A 19,903-nucleotide genomic window follows, 5' to 3' on the forward strand; every position below is an offset into this window, starting at 1 on the left:
TGTATCTGGGCATTGCCGTATCCATCGGCTACTCCATCCATATTTTTTCATTTTTTAATCGACATTTTCTTAACACCGGAAAAAGAAAAGAATCGGTCCGCCTGGCCGTCAAAGAAACGGGCTGGCCTATCTTGTTCACGGCCCTGACCACGGTGGGGGCGCTTTGTTCCTTTCACTTTGTGGATGTCAAGCCCGTGCGCTGGATCGGGTCATCAACCTCCTTGCTGGTCTCCATTATTTTTTTCATGGTGGTCATCATGATCCCGGCCCTGCTCGCCTTTGGAAAGGATCAGGATGTGAAGCAGACCCGGTTGAACTCCAATGCCCTGCTGGGAAGCCTGATGGCAAAGCTCGCCAACCTGGTCCTGGCCCGGCCGGTGTCCATCATGATTGTATTTTCCTTAGGTATCATGACGGCTGTGGCAGGGCTGCGCTATTTTGAGGTCAACTTTGACATCCGCAAGAATATGGGGCTTAAGGTGTCTTACGTAAACCGTCTGGATCAGGTGGGCAGCTCACCTTTGGGCGCGCTCTACTCTTACAATGTGGTCGTGGAATTTCCCGGCAAGAACATGGCCAGGGAACCTGAGAACTTAAAAAAGCTGGATCTGCTGGAACAGGAGGCCCAGGGTTTTCCTTTGACCAAAAAGACCTCGTCCATCACTGAAATCATCAAGGACATGAACCAGGTGCTCCATGACGGTGATCCTGGTTTTTTCGCCATTCCCGACACCCGGGAAATGGTGGCCCAGATCATGCTCCTTTATGAAAATGCCGGGGGACGTGAGGCTGAAAAATGGATTGATTACGAATACCGGCGCCTGCGCATGACTGTGGATATTAAGGACTACAACACGGTTGAGGCATACCGGGAACTTCACCAAATCACCGAGAAAGCCCACGCACTTTTCCCGGGGGCAACCGTAACCCTGGCAGGCTCTGTGGCCCAGTTCACGGTGATGCAGGATATTGTGTCCAAGGGCCAGCTCACCTCGTTTCTCATTGCCATCTGCGTGATTACGGGGCTGATGGTCCTGGTTTTCGGCAGCTTGAAAATCGGTCTCATCGCCATGATTCCCAACATCACCCCGGCCATTGCCGTGGGCGGTCTCATGGGATGGATGCGGGTGCCCCTGGACATGATGACCATCACCATTATGCCCATGCTGTTAGGGCTTGCCGTGGATGACACCATCCATTTTATCAACCACGCCAAGCTGGCCTTTGAACAGAAGCGGGAGTATGCTTACGCCATCCGCCATACGTTCAGCGCCATCGGGATTCCGCTTTTATTCACCTCCCTGATCCTGACGGCCAACTTCAGTGTTTACTTAAGTTCTCCTGCCAAGGTTATGTTTTTCTTGGGCATTTTAACCGGTACAGGCATCATGACAGCCCTGCTGACCGATTATTTTGTCACCCCGGTCCTGCTCCGGGCCCTGGGGGCTTTTGGCCCGGAAACAATTCCCAGCCATGGTATACAGACCCAACACCATTTAAACAAAGAGGTAACCCAATGAAAAAAAAAGTATTGAGCCTGCTTGGGGCGCTCATGCCCCTGCTGCTTGTCACAGGCCCGGCCTTTAGCCACACCCTTTTCATGAATCTGACAGACAACGGGGACGGCACCGTGGCCGTGGAAGGCATGTTTTCCACCGGTGCCACCGCTGCAAACCTGCCCCTGTATCTGCTGGATGAAAAAGAAAAACAGATTTTAAAAATCAAACTCGATGAGAACGGAGAAGCCGAATTTACCATCCCGGATCAGCCGTATACTGTATTTCTGGATGGCGGCCCGGGACATACCGTACGTGAAGACGGACCCATGGGGTCTGAAAAAAACGAATAACAACCCAAAAAGGAGAAATCACATGTTACGAAAATTAAAAACCACCGGTTTAACCCTTGCCCTGACAGCGCTTTGCGCAGGCACTGTCCAGGCCCACTCCCTGTGGGTCAACATCAACGAATCCTTTGCCCATCCCCCGGGACATGTCATCACCAGCCTTGGATGGGGACATGCCATGCCCCTGGACGATTTTCTCTCCTCTGAATCCGGTAATATCGAGATTGAGAAATACAGCCTGATCGGACCGGATAACTCCATTTCACCAATTCCGCTTCCTGTTATTAAACACGAAGCGTCCACTGCATCCAAAACCGGAATGACCATCGTTCCCGGAGATCTGGGGTTAAGAAAAATTTCACTGACCGATAAGGCCATGCCCGGCACCTACCAGGTAGCTGCCGAATCCAAGGCCACCTATTTTACCGGATATGTGGATGCCAACGGCAAACACAAGATGGCCACCAAACCCATGGACGAAATAAAAGGGGCAAAATCCTTTGATTTCAGCACCCGGTACAAGGCCGTGGGTAAGTCCTATTTCGGCATTGAAAAATGGACCCAGCCCAAACCCCTGGGATATGACCTTGAGATCATGCCCGACACCGACATGAGTAATGTCAAGGCAGGCGACCTGGTCAAATTTACGGTCACGCTCAAGGGAAAACCTTTGACCTGCGATATGCAGGGCAGGAACTTTCTGCACATGACCTCCAATACCTTTGGCGGGCCGGATAAATATATGCTCACGGCATATATCATGGACGGCAAGGCCCAAATCCGGGTGCCCACCCCCGGTGCCTGGACAGCCTCGGTCATTGTAAAGAACGTGGTTACAAAAGATAATGAACTCAAAGAACTGGCCCCAAAATGCCAGTCCATTTACTACGGGGCCACCGTATCATTTACGGCAAAGCCTTAGACACAATAAGGTTAACCCCCCAAAGGAAAAATGAAAAGATCTCCCGGGCAGGATCTGGTCAACCGCCCGGGAGCCAGCCTTCATGGGCTGGACAGCCCGGATTCCCGGATTTTTTAAGGATTCCGGGATTAATACTGAACTGTTTTTTAAAGGCCTTGGAAAAATGGCTGACATTGATGTAGCCCACGGCGTTGGCGGCCTGGGACACGGAATGATTTTTCTCCCTGATCAGGACCCAGGCCTGTTCCATTTTCAGTTTCTGGACAAAGGTGAAAATGGTGGAATTAAAGGTTCGTTTAAACTCTTTTTTCAAAGTGAATTCATTGAGGCCGCAACGCCTGGCCAGTACCGGGATGGTGGGCGGGTCCAGGAAGTCTGCCGTTAAAATGGATTTTGCGTGCGCCAGCTGGTTTCTGATGTCAGTTTTCAGAGGAGGGCCATCGGTCTTCCCTGCGTTTTGACAGAACAGTTCCACCTGTCTGGACAGAAGCATCATGGCCCGGCTCTGGTAAAACAATTCGAGGGTAGGCCCATTAAGCGGCGGCGGATTCAGGATTTCCAGTGCTGTTTTTCTTAATTCCGGGTCCAGGGGATAAGATAAAAATTCCTGCCCCCGGAAAAGGCGGATCTGTTTTTCCCCTGAAGCATCAGCAATGAGAGGGTCCGGAAGATAGCGGTGCAAAAGGCGGGGGTCAATCAGCAGTTCCACACAGGTGACCGGAAGTGAAGGATCAATAACCATCCGGCCCCATGCTCCCTTAAGGGAACCAATGGTATTGGTGTTGGGCCCAATATCGTGATTTTTTTCCTTAAAACCGCCCGGGCTTGAAAATATACTGAAAAAGCGGCCTGAAAGTGTCAGACAGAAGGTAACAGGGGCATTACCCACCTTGAAATCCACCCGGGGATAGGCAGTGGCCGGGCCGGTCATTATGCTCAGATAAAGCCCTGGGGCCACCGGTAAAATTTCCGGTAAAAACGCCGTGTCTTCGGCCCCTTTAATCTCAAAAATTAATTCACCCAACTGCCCGGCACCCGGATAGATAAAATCGGCTCTCATCTGAATACAAGCGGTCATAAACGGGTCTTCCTCAATTCATATCGGTTATGTTTCCGTCAAAATCCGTCCCTGAAACGATTTTGTAATATCAGCAACTTTATATATATCAAGAATAAGTTTGCTGCAACTAAAAAAAATGGGCCATAATTAAAAATAACACTTGACATGATTAATATTTTCACCTAAAAATTTAGTCATTCCTAACTTATACTGGATTGCATAATTAAAGGAGGAGAAAATGGAGAATAATTTTACCATGGAAACCTATAAACAGGATAAAAACCTTCATATCGATATGAAGGGAACCTTTGACGGGGCATCCGCTTTTGCCCTGATCCAGGAAATTGGAAATGTAATGTACGATAAGGATAATAGTATTTATGTGGAAACTAAAGATATCTCAACAGTTTATTCTTTTGGCAGAATGATTTTGGCTTCTAATCTTCCTAAAGTATGCAGAAAATGCGTTTATTTTAGCGGTGCCATGGCTGACCAGATTGCGCCTGAGGGATGTGCCATAGAGGACAGGCTTCTTAAGCAGGATTGTCATAAATGCACCGGTAACTGCAAAAATTGCCAATGCAAAAAAAATGAGTAAAATCAATTCCCACATACGCGGCCGTGATGTTGATGGTGTGGATTCTCATGTATCAATCCTCTGTGTTCCTAGAAAAATCGCATCTGAAATCGGTATAATCTTTGATTTTTATCAATATTCCTATTAGAGTATGGGCCAATGGAATTAAATACGGCCCCGGCTGTATTTTCTAACCTAAAATTTGTCAGAGTCTTTTTTCAAAAAGGACAGAGTCATGACCTTTCAGCGAAATGTCGGCGATATTCGTATATTGCTTATGGCTGCTGCAATTTTTCTGGCAGTATATGGCCATGCCCATGCCCGGGCATCTGTTTACGCTCCCGATGCCCTTGCGCCCTGGAAAGAATGGGTGCTGCACGGAAAAGAAGCGCAGTTGTCATGCATCCCCATGTACAACAATGCAGGACAGGTCCTTTGCGCCTGGCCGGGAGCGTTGAGTCTGAATCTGACAGACAGGGGGGGCATCTTTGAACAGTCCTGGCAGGTGTATGTTCAGACCCCGGTTGATCTGCCGGGAAGCGGCCGCAACTGGCCCGGGCAAGTTCTGGCCGACGGCAGGCCTGTCGTGGTTCTGGACCAAGACAATACCCCGGGCCTGGTACTTTCCCCGGGAAGTCATACCATCACCGGACAATTCTCCTGGGGAATCATGCCCGAAAACCTGAACATCCCGGCATCAACCGGCCTGGTAAGTTTAAAGATTGATAATCAGCCCGTAAAATTCCCGGATCTGGACGACAAGGGCCGGTTGTGGCTGAAACACAGGGATCGTGAAAAACGGGTGGAAGACCGGTTGAAAATCGAATGTTTCCGGCTGATTGAGGATGATATCCCGGCCCGGATGGCAATTGATCTTACCCTGGAAGTGTCGGGCCAGGCCCGGCAGATGGTGCTGGGACCGGTATACCCAAGCGATACGTTCACTCCGGTATCCTTTGAAAGCCCGCTGCCCGCCCGTCTGGAATCCGACGGCCGGATCACCATCCAGGTCCGGCCCGGACGATATAACCTTAACCTTAATCTGCGCCATGCAGGGCCTTTGGAGACCGTCCGGTTCATCCGTCCGGACCAGGCATTCTGGCCGGATAAGGAGATCTGGTCCTTCAGTGCCAGGACGGACCTGAGACAGGTGCAGATTTCAGGGGCCGAACCCGTTGACCCCAAACAGACGGCCATGCCGGCAAAATGGCGATCCTTTCCGTCGTACCTGATGGCACCTGCCGCCACACTGGTCTTTAAGCAAATCAAACGGGGAGATCCGGAACCTGCCCCGGACCAGCTCTCCCTGGACCGGACCCTGTGGCTGCGTTTTAACGGGGCAGGCTTTTTTATCCAGGATAAAATCACGGGCCAAAAAAACACCAACTGGCGCCTGGAACTGGATCCGGCCATCCATCCGGGCCAGGTCCTTGTGGATGGTAAAGAGCAGTTGATCACCAAAAGAGACGATAGCGACAAGGCCGGTATTGAGCTGAGAAACGGTAGGATTAATATTTTGGCTGATGCCACCTCTGAAAAAGGGATTGCCAAAGTTCCGGCAACGGGCTGGGACCATGATTTCAATGACGTAAAAGGCACGCTTAAGCTGCCTGCAGGCTGGATCCTGATAAATGCCCGGGGTGTGGACCGCATTCCCGGCACCTGGGTGGGCAGATGGACCCTGCTGGATTTTTTTGTGGTCCTGATTTTTACCATTGCCCTGTCCCGGGTCTATTCAAAACCGTTAGCCCTCCTGGCCTTTGTCACCCTGGTGCTGATCTTCCATGAAGACCAGGCACCCAAGTACATCTGGCTGGTGCTCCTGGTGGGATTCACCTTGCTCAAACACCTGCCCGGGGGAAGGATGCGCGCCTTTGTCAAACTTTGCCAGGGCCTGGCGCTGATCAGCTTTGCCGCCATTGTGATTCCGTTTGCCATCCAGACCCTTCGCACCGGCATATACCCGGAACTGGCCATGACATGGACCGACACCTCAAATACGGTGATGCAGTCCGAATCACAGGAGCGGGTACTCATGATGGAAGACAATATCCAGAAGCAGGAAGTGGCACCCCAGGCTCTGGCCAGGAAGAGCCTTTTGGGAAGCATGTCCAAAGCCATGTCCACGACCAGTGCACCGGCACCAGCCGACAGCAGGCCCGCCCAAGTTATGCAGTACGACCCCAAAGCCAGAACCCAGACAGGCCCGGGCATGCCCCTGTGGCCAGCCTATAAAACCATCCCCTTTTCCTGGTCCGGCCCTGTAAGCAAAGACCAGTCCATCATTTTTTTTCTGATCGGGCCAAAAGTCAATCTGGCCCTGGCTTTCTTACGGGTCGCCCTTGTGGTGCTCTTAGGTGCGGGCATGCTCGGCATTGGCAAAGGCGGCATTAAAAAGGCCGGTGTAACCGGTATCAGACAGATGCTTCCTGCGTTGTTTGCACTGGTTCTGTGCTTTATGCCGGCAGTGTCCCATGCAACACAATTCCCGCCAACGGCCATGCTGGAAGAACTGGAAAAGCGGCTGCTCGAAACGGACAAATGTTTCAATAACTGCGCAAATCTGCCCCAGGCGTCCATTGATCTGAAAGAGGATGTGATGAAAATCAGCGTGTCGGTTCACGCAGCCATTGACACGGCAATCCCCATTCCCGGAAATGACAGCCAGTGGCTGCCGTCCCAGGTCACCGTAGATGACCGGACCGCTGCCGGTATCTTTAAAAAAGAGGGACAATTCTGGGTAATGATCCCCAAAGGCCGGCACAAAATAGACCTTAACGGTGCCATACGTCAGCAGAGCGGTTTCCAGCTTTCCTTTCCTTTAAAACCCCGGCACCTGGATATTGTCATGGACGGCTGGACCGTGGAGGGCAGTCATCCTGACGGCAGCTTTGATACCCAGCTCCAGTTTAAACGAAACGCCCGAACAGGTGATGAAAATCAGCAAATGCTTGAGACAGGTGTCTTGCCCGCCTTTGCCAGGGTTGAACGCACCCTGCTGCTCGGTCTTGTCTGGAAAGTAAACACCCGGGTGACCCGTGAAGGAGAAGAAAAATCAAGTATCAAACTTGACATTCCTTTGCTTCCCGGCGAATCCATCACCACCGGGGGCATCCGGGTACAGGGGAACACGGCAAAAGTCAATTTCCGGTCCGGACAGAAAATAGTGAGCTGGGAATCCTTTCTGGCACCCTCGGATAAAATAGAGTTAAAACACGCGGATACCCCGGACTGGACCGAAATATGGAAGGTGGATGTCAGCCCTGTTTTCCACATGGAATACCAGGGCACCCCTGTGATCTTTCATAAAACCGGCACCCGCTGGTATCCCGCCTGGCACCCCTGGCCCGGGGAGACCCTGGCACTGACCATCACACGGCCCCAGGGCATTGGGGGGCAGACAATGACCATTGAAAAAAGCCTGCTGACCTTTTCACCGGGCAGAGCAGCCACCACAGCCCGGCTGGCTCTTACCATCAACAGCAGCCAGGGCGGACACCACACCATTACCCTTCCCAAAGACGCCAGGCTGCAGGAGGTAAAAATTCAAGGCAGGATAACCCCCATCCGGCAGGATCAGAGCCAGGTGACCCTGCCCATTGTTCCCGGACACCAGGACATTGTGCTCCAATGGGTGTCATCCAGCGGGATTACCCCTTTTTATAAAACACCGGCCGTTGATTTAGGCATGGACAGCGCCAATACCTGTGTGGACATTAGACCCGGCAGCAGCCGGTGGCCCCTGTTTCTGGGCGGGGAACCGGCTCTGGGCCCGGCCGTGCTGTTCTGGTCCGAACTGATCGTGATCCTGATCATTGCCTTTATCCTGTCAAAAACCGGATGGACACCGTTGAATCTGTTGCAGTGGTTTCTGCTGTTCACCGGCATCACCATGAATCATCCGGCAGCCGCCATCATTGTGGCGGGCTGGCTAATCGCCCTGGATTTACGGCCTAAAGCCGATCAGTTCACCGGCATGAAGTTCAACCTGATCCAGCTGGGCATCCTGGCATTGACCCTGGTATCGGGTGTGTGTCTGGTTTTCAGCATCTCCAACGGACTTTTAGGCCATCCGGATATGAATATCCGGGGAAACGGTTCCAGTGTCCTTCTGATGCGCTGGTACCATGATGTGTCAGGACCTGCCCTGCCCCGGACCTGGATGGTGTCCATTCCCATGTGGGCCTACCGGGTTGCCATGCTGTCCTGGGCGCTTTGGGTCTCCTTCTGGCTCATAAATGTTCTGAAATGGGGATGGACCAGGTTTTGCACCCCCGTACTGTGGTCCAAAGTGCAACTGCGCAAGGCCACACCCCATCAAAAGGCGCACCGGACACCGGCAGGCCCGGCCCGGGAACATACCGGCCCTACCGGCCCTGATCCTGAAACAGATGCCAATCAAAGCAATACGCCGGATTAGGGGATCAAAATAGCTGTTCCAAAGTGGTTGGTTTCGTGTTATCTGTCAACACAAACCCGGGGTACGGAAACGAAAAAATGACACGGGAACACAAGAGGAAGGGTAAAATCCGGCCCGCCCGAACATGATCTTTTTTCTGCCTGACCCGGCCTATAATCCTATTCTTTGGAGGCCCTTCAGCACAATCATGAAAAAGTATTCGTTTGTTTTATTGGGAATCGTCGGTACGTTGCTTTTCTGCTTTCCGCCGGTAATGCCAAACGCCTGGTCATCCGATTTTCCCCTGCCCCTTGCACTGGCCCCACAAACGGCCAACCCCTTGAAAAACCTGGCAGATAAAAATTTTCAAAAAACGCTTGAATATACGCTGTCGCAGAATAAAACCTGGCAGAAACTGATCCGGGAAAAGAAAATGACCGTGGGCCTGGTGGATCTGTCCGACCCGGGCCATATCATGTTTGCCCGGATCAACGGGGGTGAAATGATGTATGCGGCCAGTCTGCCCAAGATCGCCGTGCTGCTGGCAGCCTTTCACTGTTTTGAGTACGACGGCCTTGAACAGACCCCCCGGATCATGGACGACCTTGGCCTGATGATACGCAAATCCAATAACCAGGCAGCCACCCGGGTGATTGAAAAGATCACCCTTGAACGGATCCAGCAGATCCTTGTCATGCCGCAGTACGGGTTTTATGACCAGGATCACGGGGGCGGTCTGTGGGTCGGCAAAAAATATGCAAAGACCTGCTGCAGGCTCCCCGACCCCCTTAAGGGCTTAAGCCACGCGGCAACCGCCACCCAGGTGTGCCGGTTTTATTACGAGCTGGCCATGGGCCGTCTGATCAGCCCGGAACGCAGCCGGCAGATGCTTGAAATCCTGGTGGACCCGGATATAGAGCATAAATTTGTCAAAGCGTTGAAAAATATGGTCCCGGATGCAAAGATTTTCCGGAAATCCGGGACATGGAAAACCTGGCACTCTGATTCCGTCCTGGTCTGGGGGCCGGGCTGGCGGCATTACATTGCCGTGGCCCTTGTGGAAGACGCCAATGGAGAGATGATTTTGCAGAACCTGCTTCCGGTGCTGGAATCGGTGCTTAAAACCAATGCCGGAAAGTTCTCGGTGCCGCGTCTGGAACAGGCAGCCGCAGATCCGTCGGCCCCGCATGCCCGCATCAAGAGAAAAAGTTATCCATGGCTGTAATGAAAAACAGCATCCTTGGACAGCATCTGTTATACCCGCTGCTCAAAAAAATATTTGATATCCGGGAGGGAGAACTTCACCGGACAGTGTGGATGTTTGTTTACCTGTTTTTGCTCATCTGTGCCCTGATGATTGCCAAACCCGTGAGCACGGCCCTGTTCCTGGCCCGGTTCAGCGCCCGGCACCTGCCCGAGGCCTATATGCTCACAGCCGTGCTTGCGGCCACGCTTTCCTGGTACTATTCATCCCTTTTGAAGACCCGGTCACTGGAAAGCCTGATGCGTGCCACCCTTGTCAGCGCCATCTGCTGCCTTATGCTCTTCTGGGTGTTTATCTATTTCCATATCGCCCCAGGGATTGTCCTCTACGTCTTCTTTATCTGGGCCAGCCTGATCACCCTAATCTGCGCCTCCCAGTTCTGGCTGGCAGCAGGGTTGTTTTTCAATATCCGCGAGGCCAAACGCCTCTTCGGCCCCATGGGTTCCGGTGCCATTGCCGGCGGCATCGCAGGCGGCTATCTGACCCGGTTGCTGGCCCCTGTCATGGGCAGCTGCCACCTGATTCCGGCCGCAGCCCTGTGCCTTGCCGGATGCATTGCCATTATGGAGAAACTATGGCGGAATTACGGTCTGCAAAACCGAGTGTTAACCCCTGCACAGGCCGACCTTGAGCCCCAGGGCACCTGGCTGACACTCTCCAGGATCTTAAAATCCCGGCACCTGCGCTACACCGCCCTGATCCTGACGGTGAGCGTGGTCACCGCCCGCCTGGTGGATTATCAGTTCAACACCATTGTGTCGGGCGTGATCAGTGACAAGGACGAACTGGCTGCCTTTCTGGGACTGTGGATGTCAAACCTGAACCTTGTCTCCCTATTAATTCAAATCGCTTTGACCCGCAAGGCCCTGGAGCTGTTCGGGGTGGGTTATTCCCTGTTGTTCATGCCGGCAGCCGTACTGCTGGGGGCTGTTGCCACGCTTTTTTCGCCAGCCCTGTGGTCGGCGGTGTTTATCAAGGTCAGTGAAGGCGGTTTTAAAAACTCACTGAACAAGAGCGGCATGGAGCTGCTGTTCCTGCCGGTGCCGCTGAAGATCAAGAGCCAGGCCAAGGCCTTCATTGATGTCTTTGTGGACAGCGCGGCCGGCGGTATCGGCGGCTTGCTTCTGGCTGGCCTGGTGTTCGGCCTCAATGCTGCCCCGGCCCACATAAGCTTTGTGATTGCCGCCTTTGTGGGACTGTGGATTCTGCTTGTCCTCAAGGTCAAACGGGAATACCTCAACTATTTTATCGAAAAGTTTAATCCAGATGCAGCGCTTGACGACCTGCCCATGGGACCGATTCCCGAAAACGAACAGATCATTCAAAGTATCTCGGCAATGCTCTCCCGGGGGGACACCCGGGATATCTTAAATATGATGCAGCGCATCTCGGGGTTCCACAGTGAGAAGCTCAGTGACAACTTTATCCGTCTGCTGGCGCACCCGGACCCGAAAATCTGTGCGGAAGCGCTTCGACAGCTCTATTTTCTGAAAAAAATTGATGTGAGGGATAAAGTTGAACGCCTGATGTACGAAAGAAAAAACCTGACCGTGCGCACCGAAGCCATGCGGTATCTGTTCCATTTTGACAAACAGCCACGGCAGTTTCTTCAAAAGCTGCTGGCGGACAGTGATTACCGGCTTCAGGGTGCGGCCCTGCTCTGCCTGGTGCGGGAGGCACGACGCAACCGCCTGCTTCGTGCAAATTTCAATCCAGAAAAAATGATAGAGCAGCTGCTTTTCAGTGCCAATGAGATGGAAGAAAGACAGGCTGCGTTCACCTGCAAAGTCTGCGCCCGGGCCATCGGCGTTTCCGATATCCCGGACCTTCATCCCTATCTGTTCATTTTAATGGAAGACCGGGATCCGGAAGTTGCGGCAGAAGCGGTCATCAGTGCCGGCCGGACCCAGAACCCGATGTTTATCCGGAGCCTGTTCTCCTTTTTAGGCCGAAGCAGCCATTACCGGAATGCAGCGGTTCAGGGACTTATCAGCCATGGTCCCCAGGTCCTTGACGCCCTGGAGGAGGCTCTGTCCAATGTCTATATCTCCTCTATCATCCGCAAACAGCTGCCCGGGGTGATTGCCGCCTTTAATAATCAAAAGGCCGTTGATATCCTCTCCCGTCACCTGATGGAAACCGATATCGGGATGAGCTACGAAGTGATCCGGGCATTGAACAGGCTTCGGATCAAGTCCGGATCTCTTCTGTTTGACAAAAAACAGGTCCTGAATAAAATCAAGTCCGAAGCTGACGATTACATGGAGATGCTTTTTATTCTGTACGGTCAGATGGCCATTGAATCAGCCGGCGACGATACCGCCCGCAACCGCACCCTGGCACGGGAACACCTGATCCGGACCCTTGAAACCCGGCTGGATGAAAACCTTGAACGAATTTTCAGACTACTGGGCTTAAGCTACCCGCCGGCGGAGATGTACAACGCTTACAAGGGCATTAAAAGCCCGGACGCCCAGACCCGGATCAGTGCCATGGAATTTCTGGACAATGTGCTGGAGATCAATATCAAGCAGGTCATCATCCCGGTGATTGAAACCGGCTTTTCTCCCCGGCAGGATCTCCCTTTAACCAAAGACGACAAGGAAATCCCCGGGGAATTTGAATCCTATGCTGCCATGCTCAAGGGGGAGGACGATGTGTTAAAGGAGAAAACCCTGAACCTTCTCATGTACCAGTCCGATGACCGGTTTCTACCCCTTATGGCCGAACTGATCGGCAGCCCGTCCAGGACGGTGCGGGGTATGGCTGTCCGCGCCATTGAACGGACCGGGCGTTTCAGGCGGTAACCCGGCGGGAGATTTTCACGTCCCCAAGACGTCAATCGTCTGTTGGACTGTTCTTGACAAAAGGCATGGTTCTGTTTTACCTCCTATTCTGAAGCATCATTTAAAACAGCTAAGGGGATCGTCATGGATTATGTCAAGAGGTTTCAGGTTAAACCGGGGGACAAGGTCAATCTAAAGGAAATAGATGCCAGCTTCAGGGACCGGCACAAATCCCATGAACATGCATTGGCCGAAATCGAGGTGTACAACAACAAACTGAGGAAACTTCAGTATCTGCTGTACGCGGAAAACAAGCACTCTCTGCTCATCTGCCTTCAGGGCAGGGATGCAGCCGGGAAGGACGGCACCATTAACCATGTGCTCGCGACCCTGAATCCCCAGGGCTGTACCGTGAACGGGTTCAAGGTTCCCTCTACCGAGGAGGCTGCCCACGATTTTCTCTGGCGCTATCACAAGGCAGCGCCCGCACGGGGACAGGTGGCCATTTTCAACCGCTCCCACTATGAGGATGTGCTGGTGGTGCGGGTGCATGACCTCGTGCCCAAGGAGGTCTGGTCAAAGCGTTACGATCAGATCAACGATTTTGAGAAAATTCTTCACGGCAACGGCACCCACATACTCAAATTCTATCTGCACATTGACGCGGACGAACAACTAAAGCGGTTCAAAAAGAGGATTGATGATCCCCGGCGCCAGTGGAAAATCAGCGAAAGTGACTACACAGAGCGGCATTACTGGGACGATTACACCAGGGCATTTGAATCTGCCATGGAAAAATGCAGTACCAAACAGGCCCCGTGGTTCATTATCCCTGCCAATTACAAGTGGTTCCGAAACCTTGCCATATCCAGAATCATTGTCGAGACCCTGGACTCCCTGCACATGAAAATGCCGGATCCCACTGTTGACATCAAGGAGATCAGGAAAAAATACCACGAAATCCGGAAAAAAGAGGGAGGGGGCAGGCCGGAGAAAGGGAACTGAAGCGGTCATGGCAAAAGGAAAGGATTGCATCGCCGTGAATGACATTGATTTTGCGGTAAATACAAACAGACCTGTGATGAGAATATTTTGTTCTAACATGAACTGGAAAATCCTTTCATTTCAGCAAAATCTGTATATTATAATGCCGTAACATTTTTAAAGACGGCATGCTTGTTTGATATCGGGGAACCCGGGGTTTGTCAAATATTTCCCCTTCATTTAAATAGTAATTGAAACAGGAAGGAAAAAAGATGGACAGACATTTTTTAATTACCGTTTCAGATCAGAAGAGCGCGCTATACGGTGCGCGTTTTGTGGGTGATTTTTTTCCGGATAAAACCAATATCAAATCCACCCTTTTTTACTCAGCATCCCAGACGCGTCTGCCTGCGGAAAAGGAGAAAAGCTCGGAACCCGTCACCCTGCGGAAGAATCAGGAAAAGGAACTGCAGGCAAAGGGGGAAGAGGCACTTAAACATGCCGGTACCATTCTGATGGAAAAAGGGTTTTTGAAAAAAAATGTAATTTATAAATCCCAAACCCCGATGTTTTTAAAAGTGGCGGATATTATTCAGGAGGGGGAAAAAGGTGCCTATGATGCTGTGGTCCTGGGCCGAAGTGGAATCTCCATGCTTGAAGAGGCCTTTGAAGAAAGCGTTAGTGCAAAGCTTTTTGAAAAAAAAGCACCGTTCCCGCTGTGGCTGTGCAACACTTCGGAAGGGGTTGGAAAAGATGTTTTATTGTATCTTGACGGTTCTCCCGCCTCTTTTCAGATGGCGGATCATGTCGGATTTATCCTGGCTGATAGCAAAGAGCACTGCATTGACCTTTTGGCACCTGAATCTGTGTTTTTAGAGCCATCTTTAATGGATCAGTATATACAAAATTTATCGAGAAACAACCTGGATATAAACCGAATCAGAACGCAATTGCCTGTTTCAAGCAATCCTGCCCAACAGATTTTAAAACTAACTGAAAGAAAAGCCTATGCGTCTGTTGCACTGGGAAGGGCCGGAAGCCAAAGCAATAATATACTGTCTCGTCTGTTCAAAGGCCCGGTTTGCTCTGTTTTGTTCAGGGAAATGAAACATGCTTCTTTATGGCTGTGCGGGTAAACCGGAAAATCATCTTCACTCAGGATAGGCGCCAGAAAAAATCAGATAATTTCAAATTGACTTTTTCAGAAAAATAACTTAATGCTCGAATTAATAAACAGACGATCGGGACTATTCTGATACCACATCATACTTACATCGCATAAAAGGGAACTTACTGCTGTAATATATTTAGCGTTTCAGCTCTGTTGAATAATACAGAAGTAAGGTTGAAATAATAATAATTGATAGGGGAAATTTGTTATGACATTAAGCGCAAGAAATCTTATTAAGGGTACTGTCAAAGAAGTCAAAAAAGGCCAGGTAATGGCTGAGGCCACCATTGAGATTGCACCGGGCGTAGAGATCACGTCTGCCATTACAACTAGCTCAGTAGAAAAATTGGAAATTGCAGCAGGAAAAAAAGTGACCGTTGTAATTAAAGCAACCAGCGTCATGCTAGATGCCTGATCACTATTATTTAACAAAATCTAATGCCCGGGCTTTTTAAATCTTTAATAAGCCCGGGCATTGTATTTCCGAGTCCTTTAAACAGTTTTGCTATTGCTTCCAAGCTTGAAATTCAGAGTGCCGGCGTGGGAGTTCGTAGGTCTCTAAAACCAAAAAAGGCTGCCGGGTTTCGGCAGCCTTTTTTGGAAAAGGAAAAAAAGATGAATTGGTTTTGTGACTTGTAAATAGTATTAGCAATTGGAGTGCCAAACACGCTAAAACATTTTTAAAAAACTTCTTAAAAATCATAACCTGTTGTTTCCAAATGATTATCTTTGATAAATTCATTATATGTCATTTTTACACGGCAGATTCACCCCTTTTTTAATATACCCCCGCCAGGCAAAAAATTCATTTTTTTGAACATTCCCCTGTCACACCATTGACACTGACAAAATAACATATTGATAATTTGATAAAATATAGCAATTCATTTTTATGAACGTCAGGTTCAATAGTCCGTATTCAGAAAGCAAAAAGGCGGCCCGTTTGCAAAGGCCGCCTTTTTTTTACATGATCTCCGGGCAGGTTTAATACCGGTAATAATCCGGTTTGAACGGACCCTTAACAGGTACACCAATATAATCTGCCTGTTCCTGGGTCAGTTCTGTCAGGGAAACGGACAGATTTTTCAGATGCAGTCTTGCCACTTCCTCATCCAGTTCCTTGGGCAGGGTATATACTTTTTTCTCCAGGTCCTCCTGGGCCAGTTTGATCTGGGCCAGGGTCTGGTTGGAAAAGCTGTTGCTCATGACAAAACTGGGATGCCCTGTGGCACAGCCAAGGTTGACCAGACGCCCTTCGGCCAGGACAATGACCGAACGGCCCGAAGGCAGTATCCACTTGTCAACCTGGGGCTTGATCGTTATCTTTTGGGCGTCGGGATGGTTGTCCAGAAAACTCATCTCAATCTCACTGTCAAAGTGCCCGATGTTGCAGATAATGGATTCATCTTTCATTTGTGCAATATGGGCACCGGTGATGACATGATAATTGCCTGTGGCGGTAACAAAAATATCGCCCCGGGTTACGGCCTGGTCCATGGTGACCACCTCGTAGCCCTCCATGGCGGCTTGGAGTGCGCAGATGGGATCAATCTCTGTGACCAGTACTATGGCGCCGTACCCTTTCATGGAAGCAGCACACCCTTTGCCCACATCACCGTAGCCGGCCACGACCACTGTTTTTCCGGCAAGCATCACGTCTGTGGCCCGTTTAATACCGTCGGCCAGTGATTCCCGGCAGCCGTAAAGGTTGTCAAATTTGGATTTGGTCACTGAATCATTGACATTGATGGCCGGAAACAGCAGTTCACCGGCAGAGGCAAGGTGGTACAACCGGTGAACACCGGTTGTGGTCTCCTCGGAGACGCCGCGAATCTTTTTGGCAATATTTGTCCAGCGCTGCTTATCCTGATTATAACTTGCCTGGAGCCGGTCCATGAGGCAACGCTCGTCCAGGCTGTTGACTTTGTTATCAAAGATAGACGGATCCGCTTCGGCCTTAACCCCCTGGTGAACAAACAGGGTGGCATCGCCGCCGTCGTCCACGATCAGGTCCGGACCGGACCCGTCCGGCCAGGTCAGCGCCTGTTCCGTACACCACCAAAATTCTTCAAGGGTTTCGCCCTTCCATGCAAATACGGCAGCCGTGCCCTTATCGGCAATGGCGGCAGCAGCATGGTCCTGGGTGGAAAAAATGTTGCAGGAGGCCCAGCGCAGGTCCGCACCCAGTTCATACAACGTATCAATAAGCATGGCCGTTTGAATGGTCATATGCAGGCTGCCGGTAATTTTCAGGCCCTTGAGCGGTTTCTCGGAACCATATTTTTCCCGGATGGCCATAAGCCCGGGCATCTCTTTTTCAGACAGCTGCATATCCTTATGCCCGTCTTCGGCCAGACCAATATCCTTGACCTTGTAAGGTAAAGACAGGTCCAAATTTATACATTCGTTATCTTCCTTCTGACTCATAAAAACTCCTTTTCCTTTAAATTATAACCCTGCAAGGGATCTGATCTGGTCGGCTTTAGTGGTTCTTTCCCAGTAAAAATCAGGGTCTTTGCGTCCAAAGTGTCCGTAGGCAGATGTTTTTCTGTAAATGGGGCGAAGCAGATCAAGCTCTTTGATGATGCCGGCCGGCCGCAGATCAAACACCTCTTTGATAATTTCACTGGCTTTTGATTCGGAAATTTTACCTGTTCCCATGAAATCCACCATCATGGATACCGGTTCGGCCACGCCGATGGCATAGGCGATCTGCACTTCGCATTTGTCGGCAAGCCCTGCTGCCACCATGTTTTTGGCCACATAGCGGCCCATATAAGAGGCGGAGCGGTCAACCTTGGAAGGATCTTTTCCGGAAAAACAGCCGCCGCCGTGGCTGCCCTGGCCGCCGTACGTGTCCACAATGATTTTGCGTCCTGTCACACCACAGTCACCCATGGGTCCGCCCACAACAAAACGGCCGGTGGGGTTGATGAAAAACCGGGTGTCACCGTCCATCATCTCTCCGGGGATCACCTTTTTAATCACGTCCTTGATTACGGCAGCCTTAAGATCCTCATAGGAGACATCCGGTGAGTGCTGGGTGGAGACAACCACCGTATCAACCCGTTTGGGCACGCCGTCCACATATTCAATGCTGACTTGTGATTTTCCGTCAGGGCGCAAAAAGTCAAGGGCTCCGTTCTTCCGGACCTGGGTCAACCGTTTGGTCAGTTTATGGGCATAGATAATGGGCATGGGCATCAGCTCTTCGGTTTCATTGGTGGCAAAACCGAACATCAGGCCCTGGTCGCCGGCACCCTGTTCCTTGTAAAGCCCGTCGCCCTCATTTACGCCCTGGGCAATGTCGGGGCTCTGCTGGCCAATACTGGTGATCACAGAACATGTCTGCCAGTCAAAACCCATGTTGGAGGAGTTATAACCAATGTCCTTGATGGTGGCCCTGACCACTGCGGGAATATCCACATAGCAGTCGGTTGTAATTTCACCGGCCACCATGGCAAGACCTGTTGTCACAAGTGTCTCGCAGGCGACCCGGCATTTTTTGTCTTCGGCCATAATGGCATCGAGAATGCTGTCTGAGATGGCATCTGCCACTTTGTCAGGATGGCCTTCGGTCACTGACTCTGATGTAAACAGAAAAGATTTGTTTTCTGACATGATATCTCCTTACGCTTGATGTGGGGTGATTTATTTTTTCATGCGCTTTGGTATATAAAATTTTCCGGCTCCAGTACTGCAGAAAATTTTAAATTTCAGATTCATCAAACCAATGCGAGAAAATTAAAAAGTTTTATATTAATGGCACTTATCATCATCTTTGTCAATGATCTATAAGAATATATCAAGATATCTTTATATTTGCATATTCATCATAAAATACCTTGACAATAGAGCCGGACTTTTTGATGATAACCACCATTTTCAAAACAACTATAGAAAAACTGGAGATATATTATGCCTTACAATACCATCACCGGAATCGGTTCTGCTTTGGTGGACGTTCTCATCAACGAAACCGATGAATTTTTACAAAAATTTAACAAGGAAAAAGGCGGAATGACTTATGTAACGGCAGATGAACAGCAGGCCATCATATCAGCCTCATCCCGGACACCGGCGATTGTACCCGGAGGGGCGGCTTGCAACACCATCCTGGGTGTGGGCCGCCTTGGCGGTGCAGCCAGATTCATCGGGGCCCGGGGAAAAGATGAATACGGGGATGTTTTTGAAAACAAGGTCCGGGATTGCCGGGTGGAACCTGTGCTCAGTTACTTTGATACCCCCACAGGCAAGGTGTTGTCCATTGTCACACCGGATGCCCAGCGTTCCATGTTCACGGATCTTGGTGCGTCAAGCCTGCTGGATCCTGCCATCGTTACTCGTGAGATGTTTTCAGACACAGCCATTGCCCTTGTGGAAGGCTATCTGCTGTTCAATCGCGACCTGATGATTGCCGCGGTCAAAGCGGCCAAAGCGGCCGGTGCTTTGGTGGCCCTGGATCTGGCAAGCTTTGAGGTAGTCAATGCATCCAAAGATATTCTGACAGACCTGATCAAGGAATATGTGGATATCCTCATTGCCAACGAGGATGAGGCAAAGGCCTATACCGGGGAATCAGATGAGATTGCCGCCCTTGAAAAGCTGTCTGCCAATGTTGCATATGCCGTTTTAAAAGTGGGAAGCCGGGGCAGCTATATCCGGCATGACAATACCGTTACCCGCATTGCGCCGGTAAAAGGAAATGCGCCGGTGGACACCACAGGTGCAGGAGATCTGTGGGCAGCCGGCTTTTTATACGGCATGGCCAACGGCCTTTCCATTGAAAAAAGCGGCCAGTTAGGATCAATGTGCGGATACGAGGTGTGCCAGGTCATGGGTGCCCATATCCCGGGCCTGGTGTGGGAAAAAATCAGGGCAACGGTATAAACGA

The 19,903-nt window shown here is 50.8% G+C and carries 14 protein-coding genes; 11 read left to right on the forward strand and 3 right to left on the reverse strand.

Features of this window, described 5'->3' with window-relative positions:
- From AB7U36_RS02620 to AB7U36_RS02630, 3 genes are all read left to right on the forward strand, one after another.
- The coding region (locus AB7U36_RS02620; RefSeq protein ID WP_428158255.1) for an efflux RND transporter permease subunit at positions 1-1,520 on the forward strand (1,520 nt) is incomplete at its 5' end.
- Positions 1,517-1,849, forward strand: a complete 333-nt coding sequence (locus AB7U36_RS02625; RefSeq protein ID WP_428158256.1) for a hypothetical protein — start codon at positions 1,517-1,519, stop codon at positions 1,847-1,849. The genes AB7U36_RS02620 and AB7U36_RS02625, both read left to right, overlap by 4 nt.
- Positions 1,850-1,871: 22 nt before the next feature.
- Positions 1,872-2,768, forward strand: coding sequence for a DUF4198 domain-containing protein (locus AB7U36_RS02630; RefSeq protein WP_428158257.1), 897 nt, complete (start codon positions 1,872-1,874; stop codon positions 2,766-2,768).
- Between the two features lie 58 nt (positions 2,769-2,826).
- Here the strand turns inward: AB7U36_RS02630 and AB7U36_RS02635 are convergent, their stop codons facing one another.
- Positions 2,827-3,846, reverse strand: coding sequence for a helix-turn-helix domain-containing protein (locus tag AB7U36_RS02635; RefSeq protein WP_428158258.1), 1,020 nt, complete (start codon positions 3,844-3,846; stop codon positions 2,827-2,829).
- Positions 3,847-4,066: 220 nt separating this feature from the next.
- Here AB7U36_RS02635 and AB7U36_RS02640 point away from each other — a divergent pair, with 220 nt between their 5' ends.
- The 7 genes from AB7U36_RS02640 (at position 4,067) to AB7U36_RS02670 (ending at position 15,424) form a co-directional block, all read left to right on the forward strand.
- A complete protein-coding gene (locus AB7U36_RS02640) occupies positions 4,067-4,426 on the forward strand; it encodes a hypothetical protein (RefSeq protein ID WP_428158259.1) in 360 nt (119 codons plus the stop codon).
- A 214-nt stretch (positions 4,427-4,640) separates the two neighbouring features.
- Positions 4,641-8,825: a hypothetical protein gene (locus AB7U36_RS02645; protein WP_428158260.1), complete on the forward strand. Its 4,185-nt coding sequence runs from the start codon at positions 4,641-4,643 to the stop codon at positions 8,823-8,825.
- 187 nt (positions 8,826-9,012) lie between these two features.
- Positions 9,013-10,029, forward strand: a complete 1,017-nt coding sequence (locus AB7U36_RS02650) for a serine hydrolase (protein ID WP_428158261.1) — start codon at positions 9,013-9,015, stop codon at positions 10,027-10,029.
- The gene (locus AB7U36_RS02655) at positions 10,020-12,875 is read left to right on the forward strand and encodes a hypothetical protein (RefSeq protein WP_428158262.1); all 2,856 of its coding nucleotides are present in this window, start codon (positions 10,020-10,022) and stop codon (positions 12,873-12,875) included. Before AB7U36_RS02650 ends, AB7U36_RS02655 begins: the two co-directional genes overlap by 10 nt.
- Positions 12,876-12,998: 123 nt before the next feature.
- The gene (locus AB7U36_RS02660) at positions 12,999-13,859 is read left to right on the forward strand and encodes a polyphosphate kinase 2 family protein (RefSeq protein WP_428158263.1); all 861 of its coding nucleotides are present in this window, start codon (positions 12,999-13,001) and stop codon (positions 13,857-13,859) included.
- A 251-nt stretch (positions 13,860-14,110) separates the two neighbouring features.
- Entirely contained in the window at positions 14,111-14,974 is an 864-nt protein-coding gene (locus tag AB7U36_RS02665) for a universal stress protein (RefSeq protein WP_428158264.1), read from the forward strand.
- Between the two features lie 243 nt (positions 14,975-15,217).
- Positions 15,218-15,424 carry a TOBE domain-containing protein gene (locus tag AB7U36_RS02670; protein ID WP_428158265.1) on the forward strand — a complete coding sequence of 69 codons (207 nt, stop codon included), beginning with the start codon at positions 15,218-15,220 and terminating at the stop codon, positions 15,422-15,424.
- 569 nt (positions 15,425-15,993) lie between these two features.
- Here AB7U36_RS02670 and ahcY read toward each other — a convergent pair.
- Positions 15,994-17,436 carry an adenosylhomocysteinase gene (gene ahcY, locus AB7U36_RS02675; RefSeq protein ID WP_428158266.1) on the reverse strand — a complete coding sequence of 481 codons (1,443 nt, stop codon included), beginning with the start codon at positions 17,434-17,436 and terminating at the stop codon, positions 15,994-15,996.
- A gap of 21 nt (positions 17,437-17,457) precedes the next feature.
- Complete coding sequence (metK, locus tag AB7U36_RS02680; RefSeq protein ID WP_428158267.1) at positions 17,458-18,630, reverse strand: methionine adenosyltransferase; 1,173 nt, start codon at positions 18,628-18,630, stop codon at positions 17,458-17,460.
- Positions 18,631-18,927: 297 nt separating this feature from the next.
- On the opposite strand from metK, the gene AB7U36_RS02685 reads away from it, so the two are divergent.
- Positions 18,928-19,899: an adenosine kinase gene (locus tag AB7U36_RS02685; protein ID WP_428158268.1), complete on the forward strand. Its 972-nt coding sequence runs from the start codon at positions 18,928-18,930 to the stop codon at positions 19,897-19,899.
- The last annotated feature ends 4 nt before the right edge of the window (positions 19,900-19,903 follow it).

The sequence above is a fragment of the Desulfobacter sp. genome, from assembly GCF_050177295.1.

Bases quoted from the DNA above. Each gene is read 5' to 3' on its own strand.
- AB7U36_RS02645 (WP_428158260.1), top strand. From the start codon at position 4,641: ATGACCTTTCAGCGAAATGTCGGCGATATTCGTATATTGCTTATGGCT.
- AB7U36_RS02665 (WP_428158264.1), top strand. From the start codon at position 14,111: ATGGACAGACATTTTTTAATTACCGTTTCAGATCAGAAGAGCGCGCTA.
- AB7U36_RS02685 (WP_428158268.1), top strand. From the start codon at position 18,928: ATGCCTTACAATACCATCACCGGAATCGGTTCTGCTTTGGTGGACGTT.
- AB7U36_RS02670 (WP_428158265.1), top strand. From the start codon at position 15,218: ATGACATTAAGCGCAAGAAATCTTATTAAGGGTACTGTCAAAGAAGTC.
- AB7U36_RS02650 (WP_428158261.1), top strand. From the start codon at position 9,013: ATGAAAAAGTATTCGTTTGTTTTATTGGGAATCGTCGGTACGTTGCTT.
- AB7U36_RS02635 (WP_428158258.1), bottom strand. From the start codon at position 3,846: ATGACCGCTTGTATTCAGATGAGAGCCGATTTTATCTATCCGGGTGCC.
- AB7U36_RS02630 (WP_428158257.1), top strand. From the start codon at position 1,872: ATGTTACGAAAATTAAAAACCACCGGTTTAACCCTTGCCCTGACAGCG.
- ahcY (WP_428158266.1), bottom strand. From the start codon at position 17,436: ATGAGTCAGAAGGAAGATAACGAATGTATAAATTTGGACCTGTCTTTA.
- metK (WP_428158267.1), bottom strand. From the start codon at position 18,630: ATGTCAGAAAACAAATCTTTTCTGTTTACATCAGAGTCAGTGACCGAA.
- AB7U36_RS02660 (WP_428158263.1), top strand. From the start codon at position 12,999: ATGGATTATGTCAAGAGGTTTCAGGTTAAACCGGGGGACAAGGTCAAT.
- AB7U36_RS02625 (WP_428158256.1), top strand. From the start codon at position 1,517: ATGAAAAAAAAAGTATTGAGCCTGCTTGGGGCGCTCATGCCCCTGCTG.
- AB7U36_RS02640 (WP_428158259.1), top strand. From the start codon at position 4,067: ATGGAGAATAATTTTACCATGGAAACCTATAAACAGGATAAAAACCTT.
- AB7U36_RS02655 (WP_428158262.1), top strand. From the start codon at position 10,020: ATGGCTGTAATGAAAAACAGCATCCTTGGACAGCATCTGTTATACCCG.